Source organism: Gracilimonas sp., assembly GCF_031581265.1.
In the GTDB taxonomy this organism is placed as follows: Bacteria; Bacteroidota; Rhodothermia; order Balneolales; family Balneolaceae; genus Gracilimonas.
This window is the reverse complement of the sequence record NZ_JAVLBQ010000001.1, coordinates 216032-235252: the sequence shown is the minus strand read 5'-3', so window position 1 is coordinate 235252 and position 19221 is coordinate 216032. Positions and strand designations below refer to the sequence as shown.

At 39.4% G+C, this 19221-nt stretch carries 22 protein-coding genes; 11 read left to right on the top strand and 11 right to left on the bottom strand.

Annotated features, from left to right (window positions below):
- Positions 1-164: 164 nt before the first annotated feature.
- From murA to RI561_RS00985, 3 genes are read right to left on the bottom strand one after another with little or no spacing between them, the layout of a single operon-like run.
- Positions 165-1436 carry a UDP-N-acetylglucosamine 1-carboxyvinyltransferase gene (gene murA, locus RI561_RS00995; protein ID WP_395078344.1) on the bottom strand — a complete coding sequence of 424 codons (1272 nt, stop codon included), beginning with the start codon at positions 1434-1436 and terminating at the stop codon, positions 165-167.
- A complete protein-coding gene (locus RI561_RS00990; protein ID WP_395078343.1) occupies positions 1429-1935 on the bottom strand; it encodes an acetyl-CoA carboxylase biotin carboxyl carrier protein subunit in 507 nt (168 codons plus the stop codon). Before RI561_RS00990 ends, murA begins: the two co-directional genes overlap by 8 nt.
- The gene (locus tag RI561_RS00985; RefSeq protein ID WP_395078342.1) at positions 1932-2198 is read right to left on the bottom strand and encodes a hypothetical protein; all 267 of its coding nucleotides are present in this window, start codon (positions 2196-2198) and stop codon (positions 1932-1934) included. The genes RI561_RS00990 and RI561_RS00985 overlap by 4 nt, the downstream gene beginning before the upstream one ends.
- A 103-nt stretch (positions 2199-2301) precedes the next feature.
- Between RI561_RS00985 and RI561_RS00980 the strand changes: the two genes are divergently transcribed.
- The 4 genes from RI561_RS00980 (at position 2302) to rpoN (ending at position 5230) form a co-directional block, all read left to right on the top strand.
- Positions 2302-2586 (top strand): antitoxin, encoded by a 285-nt coding sequence (locus RI561_RS00980; protein WP_395078341.1) that lies wholly within the window; start codon positions 2302-2304, stop codon positions 2584-2586.
- Positions 2586-2990: a type II toxin-antitoxin system VapC family toxin gene (locus RI561_RS00975; protein WP_395078347.1), complete on the top strand. Its 405-nt coding sequence runs from the start codon at positions 2586-2588 to the stop codon at positions 2988-2990. The genes RI561_RS00980 and RI561_RS00975 overlap by 1 nt, the downstream gene beginning before the upstream one ends.
- Positions 2991-3146: 156 nt before the next feature.
- A complete protein-coding gene (locus RI561_RS00970; protein ID WP_395078340.1) occupies positions 3147-3725 on the top strand; it encodes a DUF3109 family protein in 579 nt (192 codons plus the stop codon).
- The gene (gene rpoN, locus RI561_RS00965) at positions 3725-5230 is read left to right on the top strand and encodes an RNA polymerase factor sigma-54 (protein WP_395078339.1); all 1506 of its coding nucleotides are present in this window, start codon (positions 3725-3727) and stop codon (positions 5228-5230) included. Before RI561_RS00970 ends, rpoN begins: the two co-directional genes overlap by 1 nt.
- A 5-nt stretch (positions 5231-5235) precedes the next feature.
- Here rpoN and RI561_RS00960 read toward each other — a convergent pair whose 3' ends face one another.
- From RI561_RS00960 to RI561_RS00950, 3 genes are read right to left on the bottom strand one after another with little or no spacing between them, the layout of a single operon-like run.
- Positions 5236-7926 (bottom strand): hypothetical protein, encoded by a 2691-nt coding sequence (locus tag RI561_RS00960; RefSeq protein ID WP_395078338.1) that lies wholly within the window; start codon positions 7924-7926, stop codon positions 5236-5238.
- Between the two features lies 1 nt (position 7927).
- Positions 7928-8494, bottom strand: coding sequence for a hypothetical protein (locus RI561_RS00955; RefSeq protein ID WP_395078337.1), 567 nt, complete (start codon positions 8492-8494; stop codon positions 7928-7930).
- Positions 8391-9974: a hypothetical protein gene (locus RI561_RS00950; RefSeq protein WP_395078336.1), complete on the bottom strand. Its 1584-nt coding sequence runs from the start codon at positions 9972-9974 to the stop codon at positions 8391-8393. The genes RI561_RS00955 and RI561_RS00950 overlap by 104 nt, the downstream gene beginning before the upstream one ends.
- Positions 9975-10168: 194 nt before the next feature.
- On the opposite strand from RI561_RS00950, the gene RI561_RS00945 reads away from it, so the two are divergent.
- From RI561_RS00945 to RI561_RS00925, 5 genes are all read left to right on the top strand, one after another.
- Positions 10169-10870 (top strand): sugar phosphate nucleotidyltransferase, encoded by a 702-nt coding sequence (locus tag RI561_RS00945; RefSeq protein WP_395078335.1) that lies wholly within the window; start codon positions 10169-10171, stop codon positions 10868-10870.
- A gap of 1 nt (position 10871) precedes the next feature.
- Positions 10872-11735: a dTDP-4-dehydrorhamnose reductase gene (gene rfbD / locus RI561_RS00940; protein WP_395078334.1), complete on the top strand. Its 864-nt coding sequence runs from the start codon at positions 10872-10874 to the stop codon at positions 11733-11735.
- Positions 11732-12277, top strand: a complete 546-nt coding sequence (rfbC, locus tag RI561_RS00935) for a dTDP-4-dehydrorhamnose 3,5-epimerase (protein WP_395078333.1) — start codon at positions 11732-11734, stop codon at positions 12275-12277. The genes rfbD and rfbC overlap by 4 nt, the downstream gene beginning before the upstream one ends.
- Position 12278: 1 nt before the next feature.
- On the top strand, positions 12279-13283 hold the full coding sequence (rfbB, locus tag RI561_RS00930) for a dTDP-glucose 4,6-dehydratase (protein ID WP_395078332.1): 1005 nt from the start codon (positions 12279-12281) through the stop codon (positions 13281-13283).
- 84 nt (positions 13284-13367) lie between these two features.
- Positions 13368-13844 (top strand): EVE domain-containing protein, encoded by a 477-nt coding sequence (locus RI561_RS00925; protein ID WP_395078331.1) that lies wholly within the window; start codon positions 13368-13370, stop codon positions 13842-13844.
- A 30-nt stretch (positions 13845-13874) separates the two neighbouring features.
- Here RI561_RS00925 and RI561_RS00920 read toward each other — a convergent pair whose 3' ends face one another.
- Entirely contained in the window at positions 13875-14027 is a 153-nt protein-coding gene (locus tag RI561_RS00920; protein WP_395078330.1) for a hypothetical protein, read from the bottom strand.
- Entirely contained in the window at positions 14020-14193 is a 174-nt protein-coding gene (locus RI561_RS00915; RefSeq protein ID WP_395078329.1) for a hypothetical protein, read from the bottom strand. Before RI561_RS00915 ends, RI561_RS00920 begins: the two co-directional genes overlap by 8 nt.
- A gap of 136 nt (positions 14194-14329) precedes the next feature.
- On the opposite strand from RI561_RS00915, the gene RI561_RS00910 reads away from it, so the two are divergent.
- Positions 14330-15124, top strand: a complete 795-nt coding sequence (locus RI561_RS00910; protein WP_395078328.1) for a bacteriorhodopsin-like — start codon at positions 14330-14332, stop codon at positions 15122-15124.
- Positions 15125-15182: 58 nt separating this feature from the next.
- Here the strand turns inward: RI561_RS00910 and RI561_RS00905 are convergent, their stop codons facing one another.
- Together RI561_RS00905 and RI561_RS00900 are read right to left on the bottom strand one after the other, a co-directional pair.
- A complete protein-coding gene (locus RI561_RS00905) occupies positions 15183-16121 on the bottom strand; it encodes a Brp/Blh family beta-carotene 15,15'-dioxygenase (RefSeq protein WP_395078327.1) in 939 nt (312 codons plus the stop codon).
- 129 nt (positions 16122-16250) lie between these two features.
- Positions 16251-17168: a hypothetical protein gene (locus tag RI561_RS00900; protein ID WP_395078326.1), complete on the bottom strand. Its 918-nt coding sequence runs from the start codon at positions 17166-17168 to the stop codon at positions 16251-16253.
- On the opposite strand from RI561_RS00900, the gene RI561_RS00895 reads away from it, so the two are divergent.
- A complete protein-coding gene (locus tag RI561_RS00895; protein ID WP_395078325.1) occupies positions 17167-18015 on the top strand; it encodes an alpha/beta hydrolase in 849 nt (282 codons plus the stop codon). The two genes, RI561_RS00900 and RI561_RS00895, sit on opposite strands and share 2 nt — an antisense overlap.
- Positions 18016-18113: 98 nt before the next feature.
- Here the strand turns inward: RI561_RS00895 and RI561_RS00890 are convergent, their stop codons facing one another.
- Complete coding sequence (locus RI561_RS00890) at positions 18114-19163, bottom strand: CNNM domain-containing protein (protein ID WP_395078324.1); 1050 nt, start codon at positions 19161-19163, stop codon at positions 18114-18116.
- Between the last annotated feature and the right edge of the window lie 58 nt (positions 19164-19221).

Below are 19221 nucleotides of genomic sequence, written 5' to 3'. Positions count from 1 at the left end.
CTCAGTCCGGCACCTCCCTCCCCGACAAGCGTGTACGGGACAGGCAAGGGAGGACTTTAACGTATTATTTGAAAAAACTAACTAGTAGTTGTCCACGAATTACCTGACATCTACAAGAGTGACAACTAAAGCTATTTGTAAATCAATACAAATCGAACTCAGATTTACTCGTTTTCATCCAGTCTTTTAATGTCTGCGCCTACAGCCTGAAGCTTTTGCTCAAGTGATTCATACCCACGGTCGAGATGGTAAATTCGAAGGACTTCAGAGCTATTTTCGGCGACCAAAGCAGCCAAAACCAGACTAACGCTTGCTCTCAAATCGGTACTCATAACGGAAGCACCCTTAAGTGGGGTTTTACCGGAAATTCTAACCGTATTTTTTTCAACATCCATGTCTGCTCCTAAACGCACTAATTCAGGTACGTAGCTGAACCGGTCGAAATAGACGGTATCTGTTACTTTTGAATTTCCATCCGCCTGGGTCATCATGGTAGCCCATTGTGCCTGCAAATCAGTAGGGAAGCCCGGGTAGACTTCAGTTTTGATAGAAACGGGTTTAATTTTTTCAGGAGCCTTCACTGTAATTACATCCCCGTCGATGTCAACTTTAGCACCGGTTTTTTTGAAGAACGGGGTAAAATCACCCAAATGTTCAGGATTACACCCGGTTAATGTCAATTCAGAATCGGGATGCATGGCCCCGGCAATCATAAAAGTCCCCAGCTCAATGCGGTCGGGGTCGTTATGAATTTCAACGCCGGATAGTGAGTCTACCCCCCGGATGGTGAGTATATCAGTACCAATGCCTTTGATATCAGCTCCCATTTTTATCAATACTTTGCATAATTGAACGACATCAGGTTCTTTTGCCGCATTTTTGATCACAAACTTTTCAGCTCTTAATACGGAAGCAAGCAATAAATTGATGGTAGCTCCCACACTGCTTGGATCTAAGGTGAAAGTGCCGCCTTTTAATTTTTTGTCTGCTTTGGCAATCACATATCCTTTTTCAAGGGAGATATTGATGCCCATAGCTTCCATACCTTTGAGGTGTAAGTCAACGGGACGTGGCCCCCATGCGCAACCACCGGGAAGAGATACTTTAGCTTCTCCGTGTTTTCCAACCAAAGCTCCAAGCATGTAAAAAGAGGCTCGCATCTTGCGCACAAGATCATAGGGAGCTTCAAGGTGATTGACGTGGGTTGGGTCAATAGAGAGGGTATTTTTTTCTTCCTCAAAATTAACGTGAGCCCCGGATACTCTTAATACGTTATTAAAGGTATAGATATCCTTGAGGCGTGGAATGTTGGTGATAGTAGTTTCAGAATCTCCAAGCAGGGAAGCAGCCATCAATGGGAGTGCTGCATTTTTAGATCCGCTGATGGGAATGGTTCCATTTAAGGGATTCCCCCCTTTAATAATAAATTTATCCAATGGTTTCGATCTCTAATATGGGTGATTTTTTTTCTAAAGACTGGCCTACATCCGCTGATATGGAAGCGATGGTTCCTGATATCGGGGCTTTAAGTTCATTCTCCATTTTCATGGCTTCCAAGATAACAAGGGGCTGATCTTTTTCAACTTCATCGCCTTCGGCAACCATGATCTCAAGAATTTTACCGGGCATTGGTGCATTTAGAATTCCTTCGGCTGCAGCAGCACCGGTTTTAAATCCTAATCGATCCAGCAGCAGTTCTTGTTCATCTTTAACATCTACGGTGTGCCAGGTGCCATTCATGGAGAACTCAATGGAGGCACCTTCTTTCCTGATGTTATCGATTTTGTAGGTTTTTGTTCCCGTTCGGAGGATATACCTCCCATTAACTTCTTCAAAAGTGTAGGAACCATTAGCATCATCTGATAGAAATGTGCCGTCTTCAGGGTTCAGTTCAATATCGAACTCTTTTTCGTTGATTATAGCCTGGAACTTCATGATTGTTTTTTCATATGGTTAATTCCTGATTTGGTAATTCTGTACGTAGAATCTTTAACATGATCGGCATCAAAAACATAAGTTCTGTTGGTTGATGCATTTTTGGGATCTACAACCTCAATGAGTCTTGAATTCATAAGGTTAATAAGGTCATCCCTGATTTCCCCATAAGCCAGATCCGTTTCTTCCTGTATCACTTCGAAAGGTTCCGGAAAAATAAGCCGGTCTAAAATTTTGCGTTCAGATGGTGTGAGTTTTCTCATGGGGTTGAAGATAGAGCCGATCTAAAATTATCACAAATAATAACCTGCTAAAGTTTAGAAAGACTTAGATTGTGTGATCATATTTTAAAAAGAAATAACTTTTTTGACTAATATTTCGTTAATTAAAGAAGCTTTAAAGAAAATAGAAGATATGCCGTTTGAAACTGTAAAAGTCACAAAAGAATCTGGTTCTCAAATAATCCACATTCCGGAAGGATTTAAAATTGAGGATGACAAAGTGTACCTGAAGAAAGTTGGGAATTCCATATATGTAATTCCATATCATAATCCTTGGGAGTCTTTAATCCAGAGTACAAATATGTTTTCAGACGATTTTTTAAATGAGAGAGAAGAACCAAAAATACAGGAAAGAGAATTTTTTGAATGATTAAATATCTCCTTGACACCAATATTTGTATTTATATCATTAAGAGAAAGCCTGAGCAAGTATTTAAGAAATTCAGGAGTTTAGCTTTAGGGGATGTTGCTATTTCTTCCATTACTCTTGCTGAAATGCAATACGGGATTGCAAAAAGTTCAAAACAAACAAAAAATCAGGAAGCTTTAGATCAATTTTTGTTACCGTTAGAGATACTTGACTTTACTTCTTCTGCAGCTATTGAGTATGGAAAAATACGTTCTACATTAGCAAGTAAAGGAACTCCTATCGGTTCAATGGATTTACTGATAGCCGCACACGCTCGTAGTATCGGGGCTGTACTTGTAACAAATAATACAAGAGAGTTTAAGAGAGTGGATAATATAAAAGTTGAAAATTGGGTTAAGGATTAATCTTAAAAGAAAAAAGTTAAACAGGTCTAAACAAGCTCCAATATTCTTTCACATACCCGATATCCTATTTCGAGAAATAATCCCACCCTTTAAAACAAAACCAAAAAATACCGGTTATTACTTCGATAAAAGTCCCACTGATTCTTATCTTGAAATATGTTTAAAGTTCAGAACACCATTCTTTCCGATGACATTGCCACCGCAAAGTTTGCTTGCGATTTGCCTCGCTGCAAAGGGGCGTGCTGTGTGGTAGGGGATGCCGGTGCGCCTGTGACTCAAGATGAAATACCGGTTCTCAATAAGGCTTTTCGACAGCTAAAAGAGGAATTGCCTCAACAATCTGTGCAAGTGGCGGAAAAAGATGGAGTCGTGAAGGGAAATGCCAAAAGCGGGTACGAAATCAGTACAGTAGATTCTAAAGAATGTATTTTTGTACAATATGATGAACATGAAGTGGCCTATTGCGCCATTCAGAAAGCCTATTTTGAAGGTCGTTTTAATTGGGAGAAACCACTGAGTTGCCATTTATTTCCGGTCAGGTTGAAGCACATAGCGGGTTTTGATTATGCCAATTTCGAGTACGTACCCAAATTGTGTTCTACAGCTTGTGAGAAAGGGGAGAAGGAAGGAGCTTATCTCGCTGATTTTCTAAAAAAACCTTTGGTGCGAAGGTATGGAGAAGAATGGTTTACTGAATTTAAAGAAAGCTGTGAAGAAGTAAGGAGCAAGAAGTAATGCTGAAGAACCAACAAAATATAGGACAAAAACAGCAGCAGAATCTTCAGCAGAAATTATCACCGCAGCAGTTACAGTATATAAAATTACTGCAATTGCCGACCATTGCATTAGAGCAGCGTATCAAAGAAGAAATGGAAGCCAACCCGGTGTTGGAAGAAGTGGATGATCATGAGGCAGAAGCAATTAGTTTGTCCGAATCGGAGGAAGAGACTGATTCTGAGGAAGCCCTGGAAAGTTTGGAAGAGCACGAAGTAGATTGGGATGACTTTGAGAGAAATACAGAATATGACGGCGAAAATTTTAACAGCTCTAATTACAATCCTGAGATAGAAGAATGGAAAGAATTACCTAACCCCTATCATGCTTCCTTCTTAGAGCAACTTGAAGAACAAGTAGCCTTACTTGATCTCTCGGACGAGGAGCAACTCATTGCCGATCAAATATTAGGTTCCCTGGATGAAGACGGCTATTTCCGCCGGGAGCTGGAGGCCGTAGTCGATAATATTGCTTTCAACCAGGGCATATTGGTGGATGAAGAAAAGGTTGAAGAAGTAAGAAAAAAAATTCAGCAACTGGATCCAATCGGTATCGCTTCTCGGGACCTTCAGGATTGTTTACTGATTCAGCTGAAAGCGTCAGAAAAGAAATTACCGGCCAGAGACCTGGCAATTAAAATAGTGAGAGATGAGTGGAAGTCATTTGAGAAAAAGCACTTCAAAAAGCTACTCAAGAAGTTTGATATCACCCGGCAAGAGCTGCAGGATGCCTTCGAGACCATCCGGCAAATGGACCCTAAGCCCGGAGCGGTTGCCAGTGATATGGAAGAGACCCAAAATTATATTGAACCCGATTTCGAGGTGTATTGGAAAGGGGAGGGTGAGGGCGGTTCGGATCGCGCTGAATTCGTGATCAACTTGAACCAGAGAAATGCTCCGTCCCTTCGAATCTCACCGGAGTACAAGGAGATGTGGGAGGAGATTAAAGCCAAAAAAGAGAAGAATACCGATGAGGAAACGCATTCCTTTATGAAAAACAAGATCAACTCCGCCCAGTGGTTTATCGAATCTATTAAACAGCGCCAAAATACGCTGATGAATATCATGAAAACGATTGTGGCCCTGCAGGAAGATTTTTTCAAGTATGGGGAAGGAATAAAACCCATGATCTTAAAAGATATAGCGGAACGCATTGGGATGGATATATCTACGGTATCACGAGTGGTAAATGGGAAATATGTGCAAACCCATTTTGGGGTATACGAACTGAAATACTTTTTCAACGAGGGACTCGAAACGGAAAGCGGGGAAGAAGTCTCAAACCGTGAGGTGAAAAATATATTACAGCGATTGATTGACAATGAAGACAAACGAAAACCTTATAGCGATCAAAAGCTGACGGATCTTTTAAATGAAGAAGGGTATAAAGTAGCCCGCCGAACGGTAAGCAAATACCGGGAGCAACTGAATGAACCGGTGGCGAGGATGAGGAAGCAGGTTATTTGAAATGTTTATGGTTTTTCGGGTGATGAATCAACTTTGAGGTTGTCTTCAGATTTGTCTTCCCTAAGTTTTGATGTGCTTTTAGGTTTCAGTAAAAAGTTTAGCCCTTCAATAAAATCTCCCTGAGCCTCTGCTTCTACCTCAAAATTAAGCTTCTCAGGCACGGAGATGACATTTAATAACTCAAGCTGAGTTGAATCAATTTCTAATTCATAGGAACCGGGGCGTACTTCGTAGTCATAAAACAGACCATCAGAAAAAGTTCTCAATTCTTTGCGAGTATTGTTATCCAGGTTGGTTAAAAATAACCTAAGCCCGGCAACTGACCTTCTATCTCCGCTTGATATTTCACGTTGTACCGTTCCTTCTATAACCTCCGACATGTAAAATGGAATTTCTACTTTTTTAAAACGATTTGGGTCTGATATAAATCCAAATTTCTCAAACTCCGGAACTAACATGGGATTATCAATGGCTCCCTTGTTCATCTCAATGTTATAGTAAAAGTAGGGCTGCATCTGTGTATAATAAAGTATTCCATTCTTTTGAATGCTGGATGCTCCTGATCTTTGTATTCGAATAGCGGAATTACTTCGAACTATATCATCTTCATCATCATAGGTGCCATTATCGTTGTTATCAACATACATTTGGATAGCAGCACCGGAACGACCTACTTGGTCACGACTTGTGAAGATGAAATTATTATAATTCGTATCGTAACCTATGGAGCCGCGAATATTTTGCGATAAATTACTGCTACCCCGCAGGTTATTGAAGGTGGTGTTGGATCTTACTTTATCAAAATCTACCACTAAGCTAAACCGAACATTACTGTAATTGTTGATGAAATTTCTGCCGAAAGAAATTTGGAATCGTCCCTTTTGGAACACATTACGAGATATAAATGCTTCAGCTGATTCAATCTGATTTGTAGTGGGCTGATATCTCATTTGTGCCCTGAGAAAAACTCCGCGAATATATGTCGGTAAATTTCGATTTTGGCTAATATTATACGTAGCAGAGGATTCCAGATAAGCGGTAGTAGTTGGATTTAATAGATCAATCTTGCCGGTATAACGGTCACTGTACCCTATTCTAAAATTCATTCTACCGATTCTGGAATTTAAATCGGTTCTGAAAGTGGTAGTGGATGAGTTTGGACGAATTCGGGAAAATGTGGAGGTTCGAATATTTAGCGGGACTCCCCAAAAGTTAAAGGGATAAAACGCACTTGCTATAATTCTTCTATTATCATTTGAAGGATTGTAGATATTGGAGTTACTTGAAAACTCGGTGTAATCAAAATTGAGGCTTGCTGAATTTGGGTAAATAACGTTTAGTGTGCCTCGGTAATAGGCTTCCGATGCCGCTTCTAAGGTGAGGATATAATTAGAGAGAATACGGGAAGAAATAGAGGAGGTGAAGGTGGGCACTGCATCATGGAAGCCTTGGTAATATTCCACCCCGGCTTTGGCGGTAAGCCATTCAGTTAATCCATAAGCGCCATTGCCTTGAGCTGTTAGGTCTTGAGTAGTTTCACCAAATACAGGATTATCCAGTTTACCTGCATTTATAGTGTAGTTAAAGACTCCTTTAGGCTGAAAAGTAAAAGGAATCTGAATTCTTTGAGACCGTTCTATGATCTGTCCGGTAGGACCGTAGATTCTAAGATCTAACTGTGAGGTTCCGTAAGTGATGGGAGTTAAAAATCGATAATTTCCCAATTCACCGGCTTGTTGAAAATCAATGAGGGCATTATTTAAGTATAATTCCACTTCAGATTGTGGAATGGTGGAACCTTGAATCTCAAATTCGTCAAAAAGTCTTCGGGGTTCGATGGGTTCATTTGAAATACGAATGCCGGTATAATTATTTCTTGCAAATCCGTCGGTAGTCGTTTGTCCAACAGTTAGCTTGGTGAGCCAGGGCTGATCCCTGAACATGTGACGCCAGCGCAAATTATCAGTAGCAATATTGTTGAAGTTTTGTGAGTAGCTTCCAAAGATATTTCCTTGCAAGTCTCCTCCAAGTATTTGGAGGCCAAGATTGGTATTAAAGTTATAGACATTGTTACTGCCTAAGCTGGAAGAAAGATTATAATCTATAAATCCGCCATCTAAGAAAGGACGTTCCCGTCCATACTTAAGATCATACTGTTCTTGATTAATAATTCGATTTCTGTTTGCTACTTGCCGACGCTGCCTTCTAATAGCTTGTTCTATAGCGGGAAGTTCCTGCTCAGTCTGGAGGTCTAACGTTAGGTTATTGAAGTTGATGGTAAAATCCAGGGCAAAGGCCTTATAAAAGATGTCGGCGCGTAGATAGGAATCCAATTCTTTTACCAGGTAATCATCAGCCGTGAGTTGAATGGTCTCATCTCCAAAGCGGATGCGATTTTCCTGAAAATCAACGCGGTAGGTAGTTTGATTGAGCCCGAAACGACCCTCAATTACCAAACCGTTTATTTGGTGATCAATGTTAAAAAGAGAAAAGAGCTCGGATATGGGAAGATAAAATTCGTCATTTTTATAATAAGCTATAACAACAGAACTTATGACGCCTCGATGACGAAAGTCGAGGTAAACTTCTACCTCTTCAGTATCATTGTTTTGGGCGTATGAAGGCTCATATAAAGCCCCAAAGCCTACAAGAACAATCGATAATTTTAAAAAATAATGTAGCCAACGTTTGTGCACCTTATGGGATAATTACAGTGGTTGTAGCAGTAACGGGTTCCATTTGGATGAGATCATCAGATGAAATATCACTTCTCTGGGATCGAAAATTTATGCTTACAGTATATTGACCGGATTCTAAATCCGTAATATCAAATTCTTCTCTTTGCGTTCCATCGAAGTAAAGAGAAGTAGAGCGGAATCTTTCTTCAATTGTCTCTCCACCCTGTTCTTGTAAAGTTGTTGTTATGGAACCTAAAAATGGGGAATTTCCAGTTCTTTGATAATCTGCAAGAATTACCAATCTTTTTTGGCCGTTTTCTTCAATAATGGTATTTTGAATTTCATCAACTTCAATTCCTGTAGTTACGTCTCCCTTCTTATAAAAAAGGCCTGTTACTTGTTCTATATTAATCCCCACACGTGCAGTTACATTATCATCAGAGCCAACTTCTACGGGTGGACTTTCCGGGGTAGATGTTGTTTTAATGCGGGCCCAATACGTGCCATCTTGCAGTTCTTGAGAAGGATTTACCCTGAGCCGTACTACTTGTCGTTTTCCCGGCTGTTTGTGTCCCGATAGTTCCACCTCCGGATAGTTCTATTTCAAAACCTGCCAGGGTACCTGCGTTGGCTATAGTAAAATCATTACTTACTCCAGAGCTGTTAAGTCCTGTAGCAGAGGCAATAATATTCTTCGTTCCTGTTTGATTGAAAGAGACAGAATTAAATACAGCTGTTCCACTAGCATTGGTTGTGGCAGTATTACCACTAATATTACCAGAGCCACTGTTTAAAGATAAAGTGACAGTTGTATCCTGATCGGATACATTATTACTAAATTGATCTTGAATTTGAACTTCAACCGGGGGTGATAAGGCTGTATTTCTATTTCCATTGGCGGGCTGAACGGTAAAGGTTAATTTGTCAGCTGCTGCCGGGTTAATCGTAATAGAATTGGATGTAACTGAACTGAATCCGGTTGCAGAGAAAGTAAGATCTATAGTATTTGATACTTGATGGCTTAAATTTGAAAATGTAGCTATACCATTACTAACTGTGATTGTTTTGGTGCCTTGTAATGCACCTTCTCCACTATTTCTTGAGGCGGTAATTTGAGTAAGGTTGTCATCGGTAATAACATTGGTATAGTCATCTTGAATTTCAATAACCGGTTGAGTCCCAAAAGTTGTACCTGCTGTAGCTGTGGATGAGGGCTGTGTAGCTATTATTAAGGTAGTGGCATTAGAGGGTATTACAGTAATTGTGCCCGACTGAACGGTGTTTAATGAGCCCACAGTTGCTTGTATATTAGCAGAACCTACTAAATCTCCGGTAAATGTGGCACTTGTTCCGGATGCAGATAGGTCGCTGATAACAACTCCGTCTGTAGTATTTTGAAGCGACCAAGTAGCTGATTCATTGCGTTTAAAGTTATTAAATTGGTCACGAACATTAGAATATACCGAAATAGAATTTCCTGCCTCAAGGTCTTGTACAGCTACTACCGAGCCAGATGAGTTTGGTTGTGTTTCAACTCTCACTTTATTATCCGCACCGGCAACCATACTGATGGTTCCGTAGTTGGTAGTTCCTCCGGGTGCCGAACTTCCGGCATTTCTGATTTCTCCGCTTGCTAAGGGTGAGCCTTGGGAAGGCCGTATTCTGAGGCCATCAAATTCAATTGTATGGGGATTATTTTTTGGAGGACCTGTACTTGTACCGGACAAGTTAAAAACGATTTCACTTGAGCTTCGACTTGATAAAGTCACAGTAATGTTAGTCTTTTTTGGCGAAGTAACATTAAAAGTTGGGTCAGCTCCACCGGTATCCCATTCAAAGCCATTGGGGACTTGAAGTCGAATATCTCCTGGCTGTAATTGACCTGGTGCAGTTTCTTCGATTAAAATATCATTTAGCGTTCTCCATGCACCATTTCCAGCCGGTGCATTATCAGCAGATATTCCGGTTCCATCAGAAGTTGGTGTTACAGTTTGCCCAAACCCTTGTACATTAAATGCAAAGAATATTAAGACAGCTACAGACGATATTTTTAATACACTTCTCATTCTATGATTTTATTCTATATAAATATAACCACTATTAATGCTCCCAACAGGTACATTAATCAATTCTAACTGCATTTAATATTCATTAATCAAAATGATAAACAATTAAAAAACACTTCAAATTCAAAAAAAGAAAGAGTAGTTTAACAGTAGTCAAAGTTATTATCAGAATACCATAAAACTCAATTCAAAAAATGAAAGGAATTATACTCGCCGGCGGAACCGGTTCTCGTTTATATCCGCTTACTAAAGTTACGAATAAACATCTTCTTCCGATTGGAAATAAACCAATGATTTATCATCCCATCAAAAAGTTAACGGAAGTTGGTGTAGAAGAGATACTTATTGTAACCGGTACGGAGCATATGGGAGATGTAGTAAATTTACTTGGGTCAGGAAAAGATTTTGATTGCCGCTTCACGTATAAGGTGCAGGATGAAGCAGGAGGAATTGCTCAGGCACTTGGGCTCGCTAAAAACTTTGCCGGCAACGAACCTATGATTGTGATTTTAGGGGATAATATTTTTGAGGCATCCCTCCAAAAAGCCGTGGATAACTACGATGGTACCGGCGCACTGATTTTGATTAAGGAAGTTCCTGACCCCAAACGATATGGAGTGGCAGAATTGGATGGAGAGCAGGTAAAATCTATCGAGGAGAAACCGGAGCAACCTAAGTCTAATTACGCGGTAACCGGTATCTATTTTTATGATTCAAAAGTTTTTGAGTGTATTAAAACCCTGAAGCCATCCGGAAGGGGTGAACTTGAGATTACGGATGTGAATAATTTCTATATCGATCAGGGAGCGATGAAAAGCTCTAAAATGGAAGGATGGTGGACCGATGCCGGAACCCCGGAATCTTATAAATTAGCAAATGAGTTAGTCAGGGATTAGTATGAGAATCTTAGTGACGGGCGGCACAGGACAACTTGGCAGTGAATGGGTCCGGTTCCTGAACAAAAAGGAAGTTGAATTTATTTCCTTACCACCTTCTGATTTTGATCTTACCGATCATCAGGATGTACGACGGGTGCTAAACAATCTAAAGCCCGGTTACATTATAAATTGTGCGGCATACACTAACGTTGACCAGGCTGAGGTGGAGAAAGAAGAGGCTTTTGCTGTAAATTATGAAGGGGTGCAAAATCTGGCCAACTACAGTGCTGAAAGTGGAGTTAAACTCATCGAATTTTCAACAGACTATGTGTTTCCGGGAAAGGAAAAAGATCAAAAAAAATTACCCAATGGTTATCCGGAGGATTATCCCACCGATCCCATAAATACCTATGGTGCAAGTAAGCTGGCAGGAGAAAATGCGATTAAAGACTCGGGTTGCGACTATATCATTTGTCGCACCAGCTGGCTGTGTGGTAAATATGGAAATAACTTTGTAAAAACGATGCTTCGTTTGGGAGAAGAAAGAAAAGAGCTTAATGTAGTAAACGACCAGTATGGTTGCCCCACCTTCACTGCAAATTTAGTTAAAAACTGCTGGAATTTGGTTGAGGAAAAAAAATCAGGGATATATCATATAACTTCTCATGGAAAAATTACATGGTTTGAGTTCGCTAAAGAAATTTTCAGACAAACCGGAATGCAAGTACAAGTAAATGGAGTAAGTAGTTCTGAATTTCCCACTAAAGCAACAAGACCTGCTTTTTCCCTGTTAAGTACTAAAAAAATTGCTAACATTCCCGGCGCTACTCTTATTGAGTGGCAAGAAGGTTTAAAACAATTGTTGGGCGAATTAGATACATGAATATAACTGAAACAAGAATTCCAGCTGTAAAGATTATAGAACCTAAGGTCTTTGAAGATGACCGGGGGTATTTCTTTGAATCCTACCGTAAAGAGCAACTTTATGATGCGGGGATTGAACATGACTTTGTACAGGATAACGTCTCCAAATCATATAAAGACACTGTTCGGGGATTGCACTATCAAATTGAAAACCCACAGGCGAAATTGGTTCAGTGTTTAAAAGGATCAATCTTAGATGTAGCGGTAGATTTGAGGAAGGAGTCGTCTTCATTTGGAAATTATGTAGCAGTTAAGTTATCGGATGTGAGCAAAAGAATGCTTTATGTTCCGGTGGGTTTTGCCCACGGTTTTTCTGTGCTTTCTGATGAAGCGATTGTATCGTATAAGTGCTCTGATTATTACAATGCCAAAGGTGAGCGAGGGGTTAGATGGGATGACCCTGAAATTAGGATCAACTGGGATGTAAGCAGACCAATTTTATCCGAAAAAGATCGAAAACTTCCATTATTTTCATCATTAAAAGAAAAGGATTTATTCTGATATGCGAGTAATTGTAACAGGGGGAGCCGGATTTATTGGCTCAAATCTAATTTTGCGTTTATTTAAAAATCATGAAGATTGGGAAATCTATAATATAGATAAGCTCACTTATGCGTCTGATCATTCTTATTTGAAATCTTTGAAAGATTCAGGGCGCTATTATTTCAAAAAAGTAGACCTGGTGAATCGCGATGAAGTGCATGACGTGGTTCAGACTTTCAGGCCGCAGGGGGTTATACATTTGGCAGCTGAGTCGCATGTAGATAATTCTATTCAAGGTCCAGAGCCATTTATTCAGTCCAATATTGTGGGGACGTTCAACATTTTAGAGGAGTGTAGATTGCTTTGGAAAGAAGACGAAGAAGCCTGGAAAAATAATCGATTTCTGCATGTCTCAACCGATGAAGTTTATGGAGAATTGGAGGATGATGGATTTTTTACCGAAGAGACTCCATATGCGCCTAATTCACCTTATTCGGCCTCAAAAGCAAGCAGTGATTTCATTGTTCGTTCTTATCATCAAACCTATGGAATGAATGTGGTGACTACGAACTGTTCAAATAATTACGGCCCCCATCAACATGGTGAGAAGTTGATACCAGTTGTAATTCGGAATGCGCTGAATCAGAATGAAATTCCGGTGTATGGTAAGGGAGAAAATGTCCGGGATTGGTTGTTTGTACATGATCATTGTGATGCATTGGAAGTTGCTTTTCAAAAAGGTAAATCCGGAGAAACATATACTATCGGTGGAAACAATGAGTGGAAGAATATTGACTTGGTGCGTAAGATTTGTGATATCCTGAACGAAGAAGTTGGGAAAGGTCCGGATGGAGACTATAAAAACCTGATTACTTTTGTGACCGATCGCCTGGGGCACGATTTCCGCTATGCGATTGATGCCTCAAAAATCAAAAATGAACTCGGTTGGGAACCCTCCCAAGATTTTGACGGAATGCTGCGCCAAACAATATTGTGGTACATGAACAAATATAATTCTAAATGATTAATGTTAAATGCTAAATGTTGTTGGAAACATTTAGCATTTAACATTTAAAATTGAACATAAACAAAAGAATAAATCGAGATTATGGCTGACGACAAACAGTATTGGCTAATGAAATCGGAACCGAGTGATTATAGTATAGATGACATGGAGGAAGATGGGGAAACCCCGTGGACCGGAGTCAGAAATTATGGGGCACGTAATTTTATGCGTGATGATATGAATGTGGGAGATGGAGTTTTATTTTATCATTCCAACATTTCAACCCCCGTTATTGTAGGAACCATGGAAGTTAGCAGCGAGCCTTATCCTGATCCACTACAGTTTGATCCGAGTTCTAAATACTTCGATGAAAAAAGCTCTGAAAGTGAACCTCGCTGGCAATTAGTGGACGTGAAATTTGTTCAGAAGTTTGAAAACCCAGTCACCCGTGATGCCATGAAAGAAGAAGCTGCCTTAGATGATATGGAGCTATTCCGACTGGGACGTTACTCTATAACACCGGTGCGTGAAAGTGAATGGAAAAAAATTCATGAGATGGCCGGGGCAGAAATTAAATAATCAGCGTACCATTTTCGTATCAAGCTGAGATCATTTTTTGATCTCAGCATTACTTTCTTCGGGAAATGTATCTGTTTCACGCTCATCTTTAAGCTCTTTCATTTCCTTTATAGTTAAACCATATCCAATTAAAAAAAGAAGGGTGGCAAATATACCACTGAAAAAAATTATTGAATCATCCATTTTGCCCACCGTATATATTTTTGATATACATTCCGAAGCCTAAGAGAGAAGGGACCCAAAGTCCTACAAAAAGACCCGCTTCCTTGTCTACAGTGAACCATAAATAGATAGAAAGGATCATTGAAATTAAAGCTGATCCTAATATAAATATGTCCGAAGTTTTCATAGTATGTTAATTTTTAGAGTTCGAGTACCTAATGAAATCTGCGATGTAATCATTCCAACAAGAAAAATGCCCAAAGGAACTTTCACTTAAGATTGAAAGTTGTGTAGTAGTTAACATTAACTATAAAGGAGACGCTATGTTGGAACAACCAACTTTAACTATTGGGCAGTATACATTGGTATACAATATGTTATCATTTGCTATAGCTGCCATGATTTTTTCCGGTGTATTTTTTGTATTAGCCAGAGACAGAGTGGCACCCAAGTACAGAATTTCTTTAGTGGTATCAACGTTGGTGGTGGGTATCGCCGCGTATCATTATCTAAGAATATTCAATTCCTGGGAAGCGGCGTACATGATAACAGATGCCGGTAATTACATTGCATCGGGTAAACCCTTCAATGACGCTTACCGATACATTGATTGGCTTTTAACCGTACCACTTTTAGTGGTTGAACTTGTACTGGTAATTGGCCTTGCCAAGAACAAGCAAAGTAGTATGCTTACAAAGCTTGTGATTGCTTCATTTTTAATGATCTTATTAGGTTACCCTGGTGAAATTCTTCAGGCAGATTCCATGATCTCAATGAGAGGTTTCTGGGGACTAGCCAGTACTATTCCATTCATATACATAGTTTATGTATTATGGGTAGAATTGGGTTCAGCTATGTCAGATCAGAGTGGCAAAGTTCAGGTTCTTTTTAGAAACATACGGTTATTACTACTCGCCACATGGGGTTTTTACCCAATCGTCTATATGGCACCATTTTTTGGATGGACCGGAGCCGAATCAGAGATCGCAATTCAGGTAGGTTATTCAATTGCTGATGTACTTGCTAAAGCGGGTTATGGTGTTATGATATACGCAATAGCCAGAGCTAAGTCTGAAGCGGAAGGATATGAGGTTGGCCAGAAAGCAGTTGCTGGTTAAAGTCTGAATATTCATTAAGAGAGCAAATAAAACCCTGCTGTATATCCAGCGGGGTTTTTTATTCCGTGGAATAAAAGTTCTCATACATTTTTTCAACAACAAACATATGGGGAAGGGTAAGCACACTTATCAAAATAAATAGCAAAGCAACAAGTAGTTCCTGATTACCAAAAGCTTCTAAGATGAAATAAAGAATTCCCAGCCCGGCATATGAAATAATGGAATACAAAAAGGTGTTTTTATAAAACCAAATGAATGAGGTCTCTTGTCCGTATTGACTTATAAATTCCATCATGGTTTTGCTGTGATTAAATGCATGCCATACACCAAAGTAAACTGAAAACGCGAATATAGGTTCACACAACGAAAATATCAGGGATACAATAACTGCATCAAGGGTAAACCAACTGGTTACTAACTGAGGTTCTTTAATAGCTATGATAGCTAAATAGCATAGTGGATATAGCAAAACGAAAAACAGGGTCAAATATCCGGGGCCAATAAAAGCAAAGACGTTATTAACCAGTGAAAATCCTGTTACTTCTTCGATAATAGATGATGAATAGTAAGGGTCGCTGCCAAACAATATCAATCCAACAACTGTTAGTCCTCTTGAATACAAAAGAATGCTCTTCGATATTCCGGAAAAAGAAAACCGTTCGGCATCTGCCTGTCCAAAATGATAGAGAGTCATCATTAAAAAGAAAGCAAAACTTAGAAGAGGGAAAAATATCCAAAAAATCCCATATAAAACTATAACTCCTAAATACGAAAGGTAAAAGATCCATTGGGTTTTAGAATTCTTAGGTACCTTGTAAGCTTTAAATGCTATTATATGATCGAGGGCACCATGAGGCATGCCAATAATTAATATTACCAGTCCAAGTATCCAAAATCTGAACTCATAAATGACATCAGCAAACAGAAGGTTTATAAGAATAGCAAAAGCGCCCGCCAGAACCTGATATTTTAACAGCGATGAATAAGTTTTTCCCAAAAGAATGTTGATCTATTAATAAGTTTCTAAATAACTTCATTACATAGAAATAGGTTCCTTAAAGTGGTTTGATGTCAAGATAGTTAAAGAAGAAAAAAGTACCTGAACTGTTAGGTCCGGTATAACTGATTATAAATAGGAATAACTTTCTTTAGTGCTTTCACCTTTGTCAATTTTATCATACAGTGAATAGAGGTAAAGAACTATGACCCCAAAACCAACACCGGTGACCAGGAGAACAATATTTGCTAAACCACTGGTTGAAAATGCTATTCTAATCAGTACAGTAGTGATCACAAAACCGGTGTTACGAATGATTAAGCTATATCGGTCAGTATATCTGAAGGAGGCAATTAGGATTAATACATCAACGATGATCAGTGCAATGAAGAATTCATTATAAAATATTTTATTGAAATCAGTAATGACTGAAATATTACCTAAACTCAGCTGATTTAGTTCAATAATCCAGGTACTGAAACTATAGATAGAGAGGAAAATGAAAACAGGTACCAATAGTATGCAAAGTAGTTTTTTATAGACTATAAATCCCTCGATATTTGGCGTTATGGTGTGATTTTTACGTTTCACTAGCAGATATCTGAACAGGAATATGAGGAAGAATAGAATCAAGAACCCGGTAATGTCATACGCTAATTCCAAGTTCTGAGTACTCAAAATATTAACATCCTTAATATCAATATTTGAAATATCTTTGAATATTCTTCTTATGACTATGAGGGATACAATTTCATATTGTTTGGCGATGGATACAGAAAACGACCTTGGTAAGTAGTAGATCAGTAAATACACTTCATAAAACAGGATAAAAGAGAAAGGGGTATATATAGCTGAAATTGGGTTTGCAAGAAAAGGCGCTAACTGAGGATGTACTTGGATTACTTCGGTCATGTTTAAGAAAACTGCGCCTAAATGAATAAAGAAACCCAAGGTGGCTACATATAGTGTAGCTAATTCAATTTTTTGTTTAAGTTCTTCGTTGAAGAATTTTTTGAAAAAAATGTCTATAAATTGTTTGCTTTCCATGAAAATACAACCCCAATTCCCCTGTAATTGTTCATTAAATGGAAAAAAAAGTTTTTTAAAATCAAGCCTTATTGTATTGGTAGGCTCTTACATACTTATTTGCAGCTACTTTTATCTGATTCAAGAGTCCATAATTTTTCACCCCAGGGAGCTGCCGGAAAGTGCCGAATACGGTTATAATTTCGACTTTAATGAGCGATGGTTTGAACCGGAATCGAATGTAAAAATTCACGCTATTCATGCATTTACTGATCCCGATTCAGCCAAAGGACTGGTGATGTACCTACATGGTAACCAGGGAGCCAACCGGACCAACGCAGATACATACACCCTCTTTTTAGATAATGGCTACGACATGATATACCCTGATTACAGAAGCTATGGGAAAAGCCGGGGCGATTTGGATAATGAGGATGACTTAGTTGGTGACATTAAGTATGTATTTAAAGAAATGGCGGCAATATATGGAGAGAAAAATATTGTGTTGGTGGGCTATTCGTTGGGTTCAGGAGTGGCGGCTCAGGTTGCAGAAGATTTTAATCCGAAGAAGCTAATTTTGTGGGCTCCCTTTTACAGCCTTGTAGATGTAAAAGACAGTCAATTTCCCTTCCTGCCTGATGCTCTGGTTAAATTCCCACTAAGAACAGATTTGGCAATTCAACAAATTGAGGAGCCCATCCATATTTTTTATGCCGGTGAGGATGAAGTGTTACCATTAGAACACTCTTTTAAACTTACGGATTACTTGAAAGGGGGAGATTCTTATAAAGTGATTCAAGGGCAGGGGCATGGGGGGATTTATCGGCATCCGGAACTGCAAGAGGGTTTGCAAAGATTGTTGGATTGATTTTTTAATCGTGTGGTCGCGAAGCATTTATCTCTGTGGACCGGGTGGCCCACGCTGGCGTTCCCAACCGGGTGGTTGTGGAACGAGTAGAAGAAGACCTATTCCTGAGCATCTAACACATCCAGGGGGTCCTCTGCACTTCCAATGATGGTTTCCAGGGCATCGGTCAATGTTACCAATCCAATGGTACGGCCATTTTCTTGAATGAGGGCAAGTTCCTGATGCTCCTTCTGAAAAAGGTCAATCAGTTTACTAACCGGAAGTTCTTTATCGATAACCAACCGAGGCCAGTCGAAATCATCCAATTCTTTAGCTCCTTCCAGTAAGTCATTAATATTAGCGGTAATCTGAGGAGTGTACAATATACCCTTGAAATCATCGAGGGTTTTTCCAACCAGTGGATATCGGGCATGCATGTTCCTTTTAAGAACTTTTAAATTTTCCATGAATAACCTTTCGGTACTCATACTAACTATGTTTTCTCTGGGAATCATTATTTCCTGTACGGAAATTTTGTCGATGTCGAGGGCATTCAAAATTTCTTTTTGACGGTCATCTTCAAGATTGCCACTTTTTAACAGCTCGGCCATCTTGCTGCGGATATCTTCAGTAGAAGATGATTCCTGACGTAACCAGCTTCGCTCCATTTCAATATTGAATAATTTCAGTGTGGCTTTTCTGATTCTGTCGCCCAGCAAAAGAAACGGATATATAACATAGGTCCACCAATATAAAGAGCGGGCCGTGTATTTAGCCACTGATTTCGCGCGTTCAACACCAAGGTAAGTTGGTGCCTGTTCGCCCCAAATGGTATGAACAAAATTAATAACCACTACAGAAAGGGTGATAGAAATGATATGAGTTGAAATTCCACCTAAGGTTTCGGTAGTGAATAACAATTCTATGATGTGGGTAACAGCCGGTTCAGCAATTACACCAAGTAAAATGCTGGTTGTGGTTATCCCAATTTGGCATGAGGTGAGATATATTTCCAATGTTTTGGTCATTTCCCAGGCACGATCCATTCCATTATTACTACCAAGTTCTCTCCTGTCGTATTGCCTGAGTCGGGTGAGCGCAAATTCAGAAGCTACAAAGAAAGCATTCAGCAACAGAAGTATAAGGCCACTTAATAAGCGAATGGTCATTTCCATGATGTATGACCTGTGCCAACTTTTTGTGTATGTGAGATAACTCAATTATTTT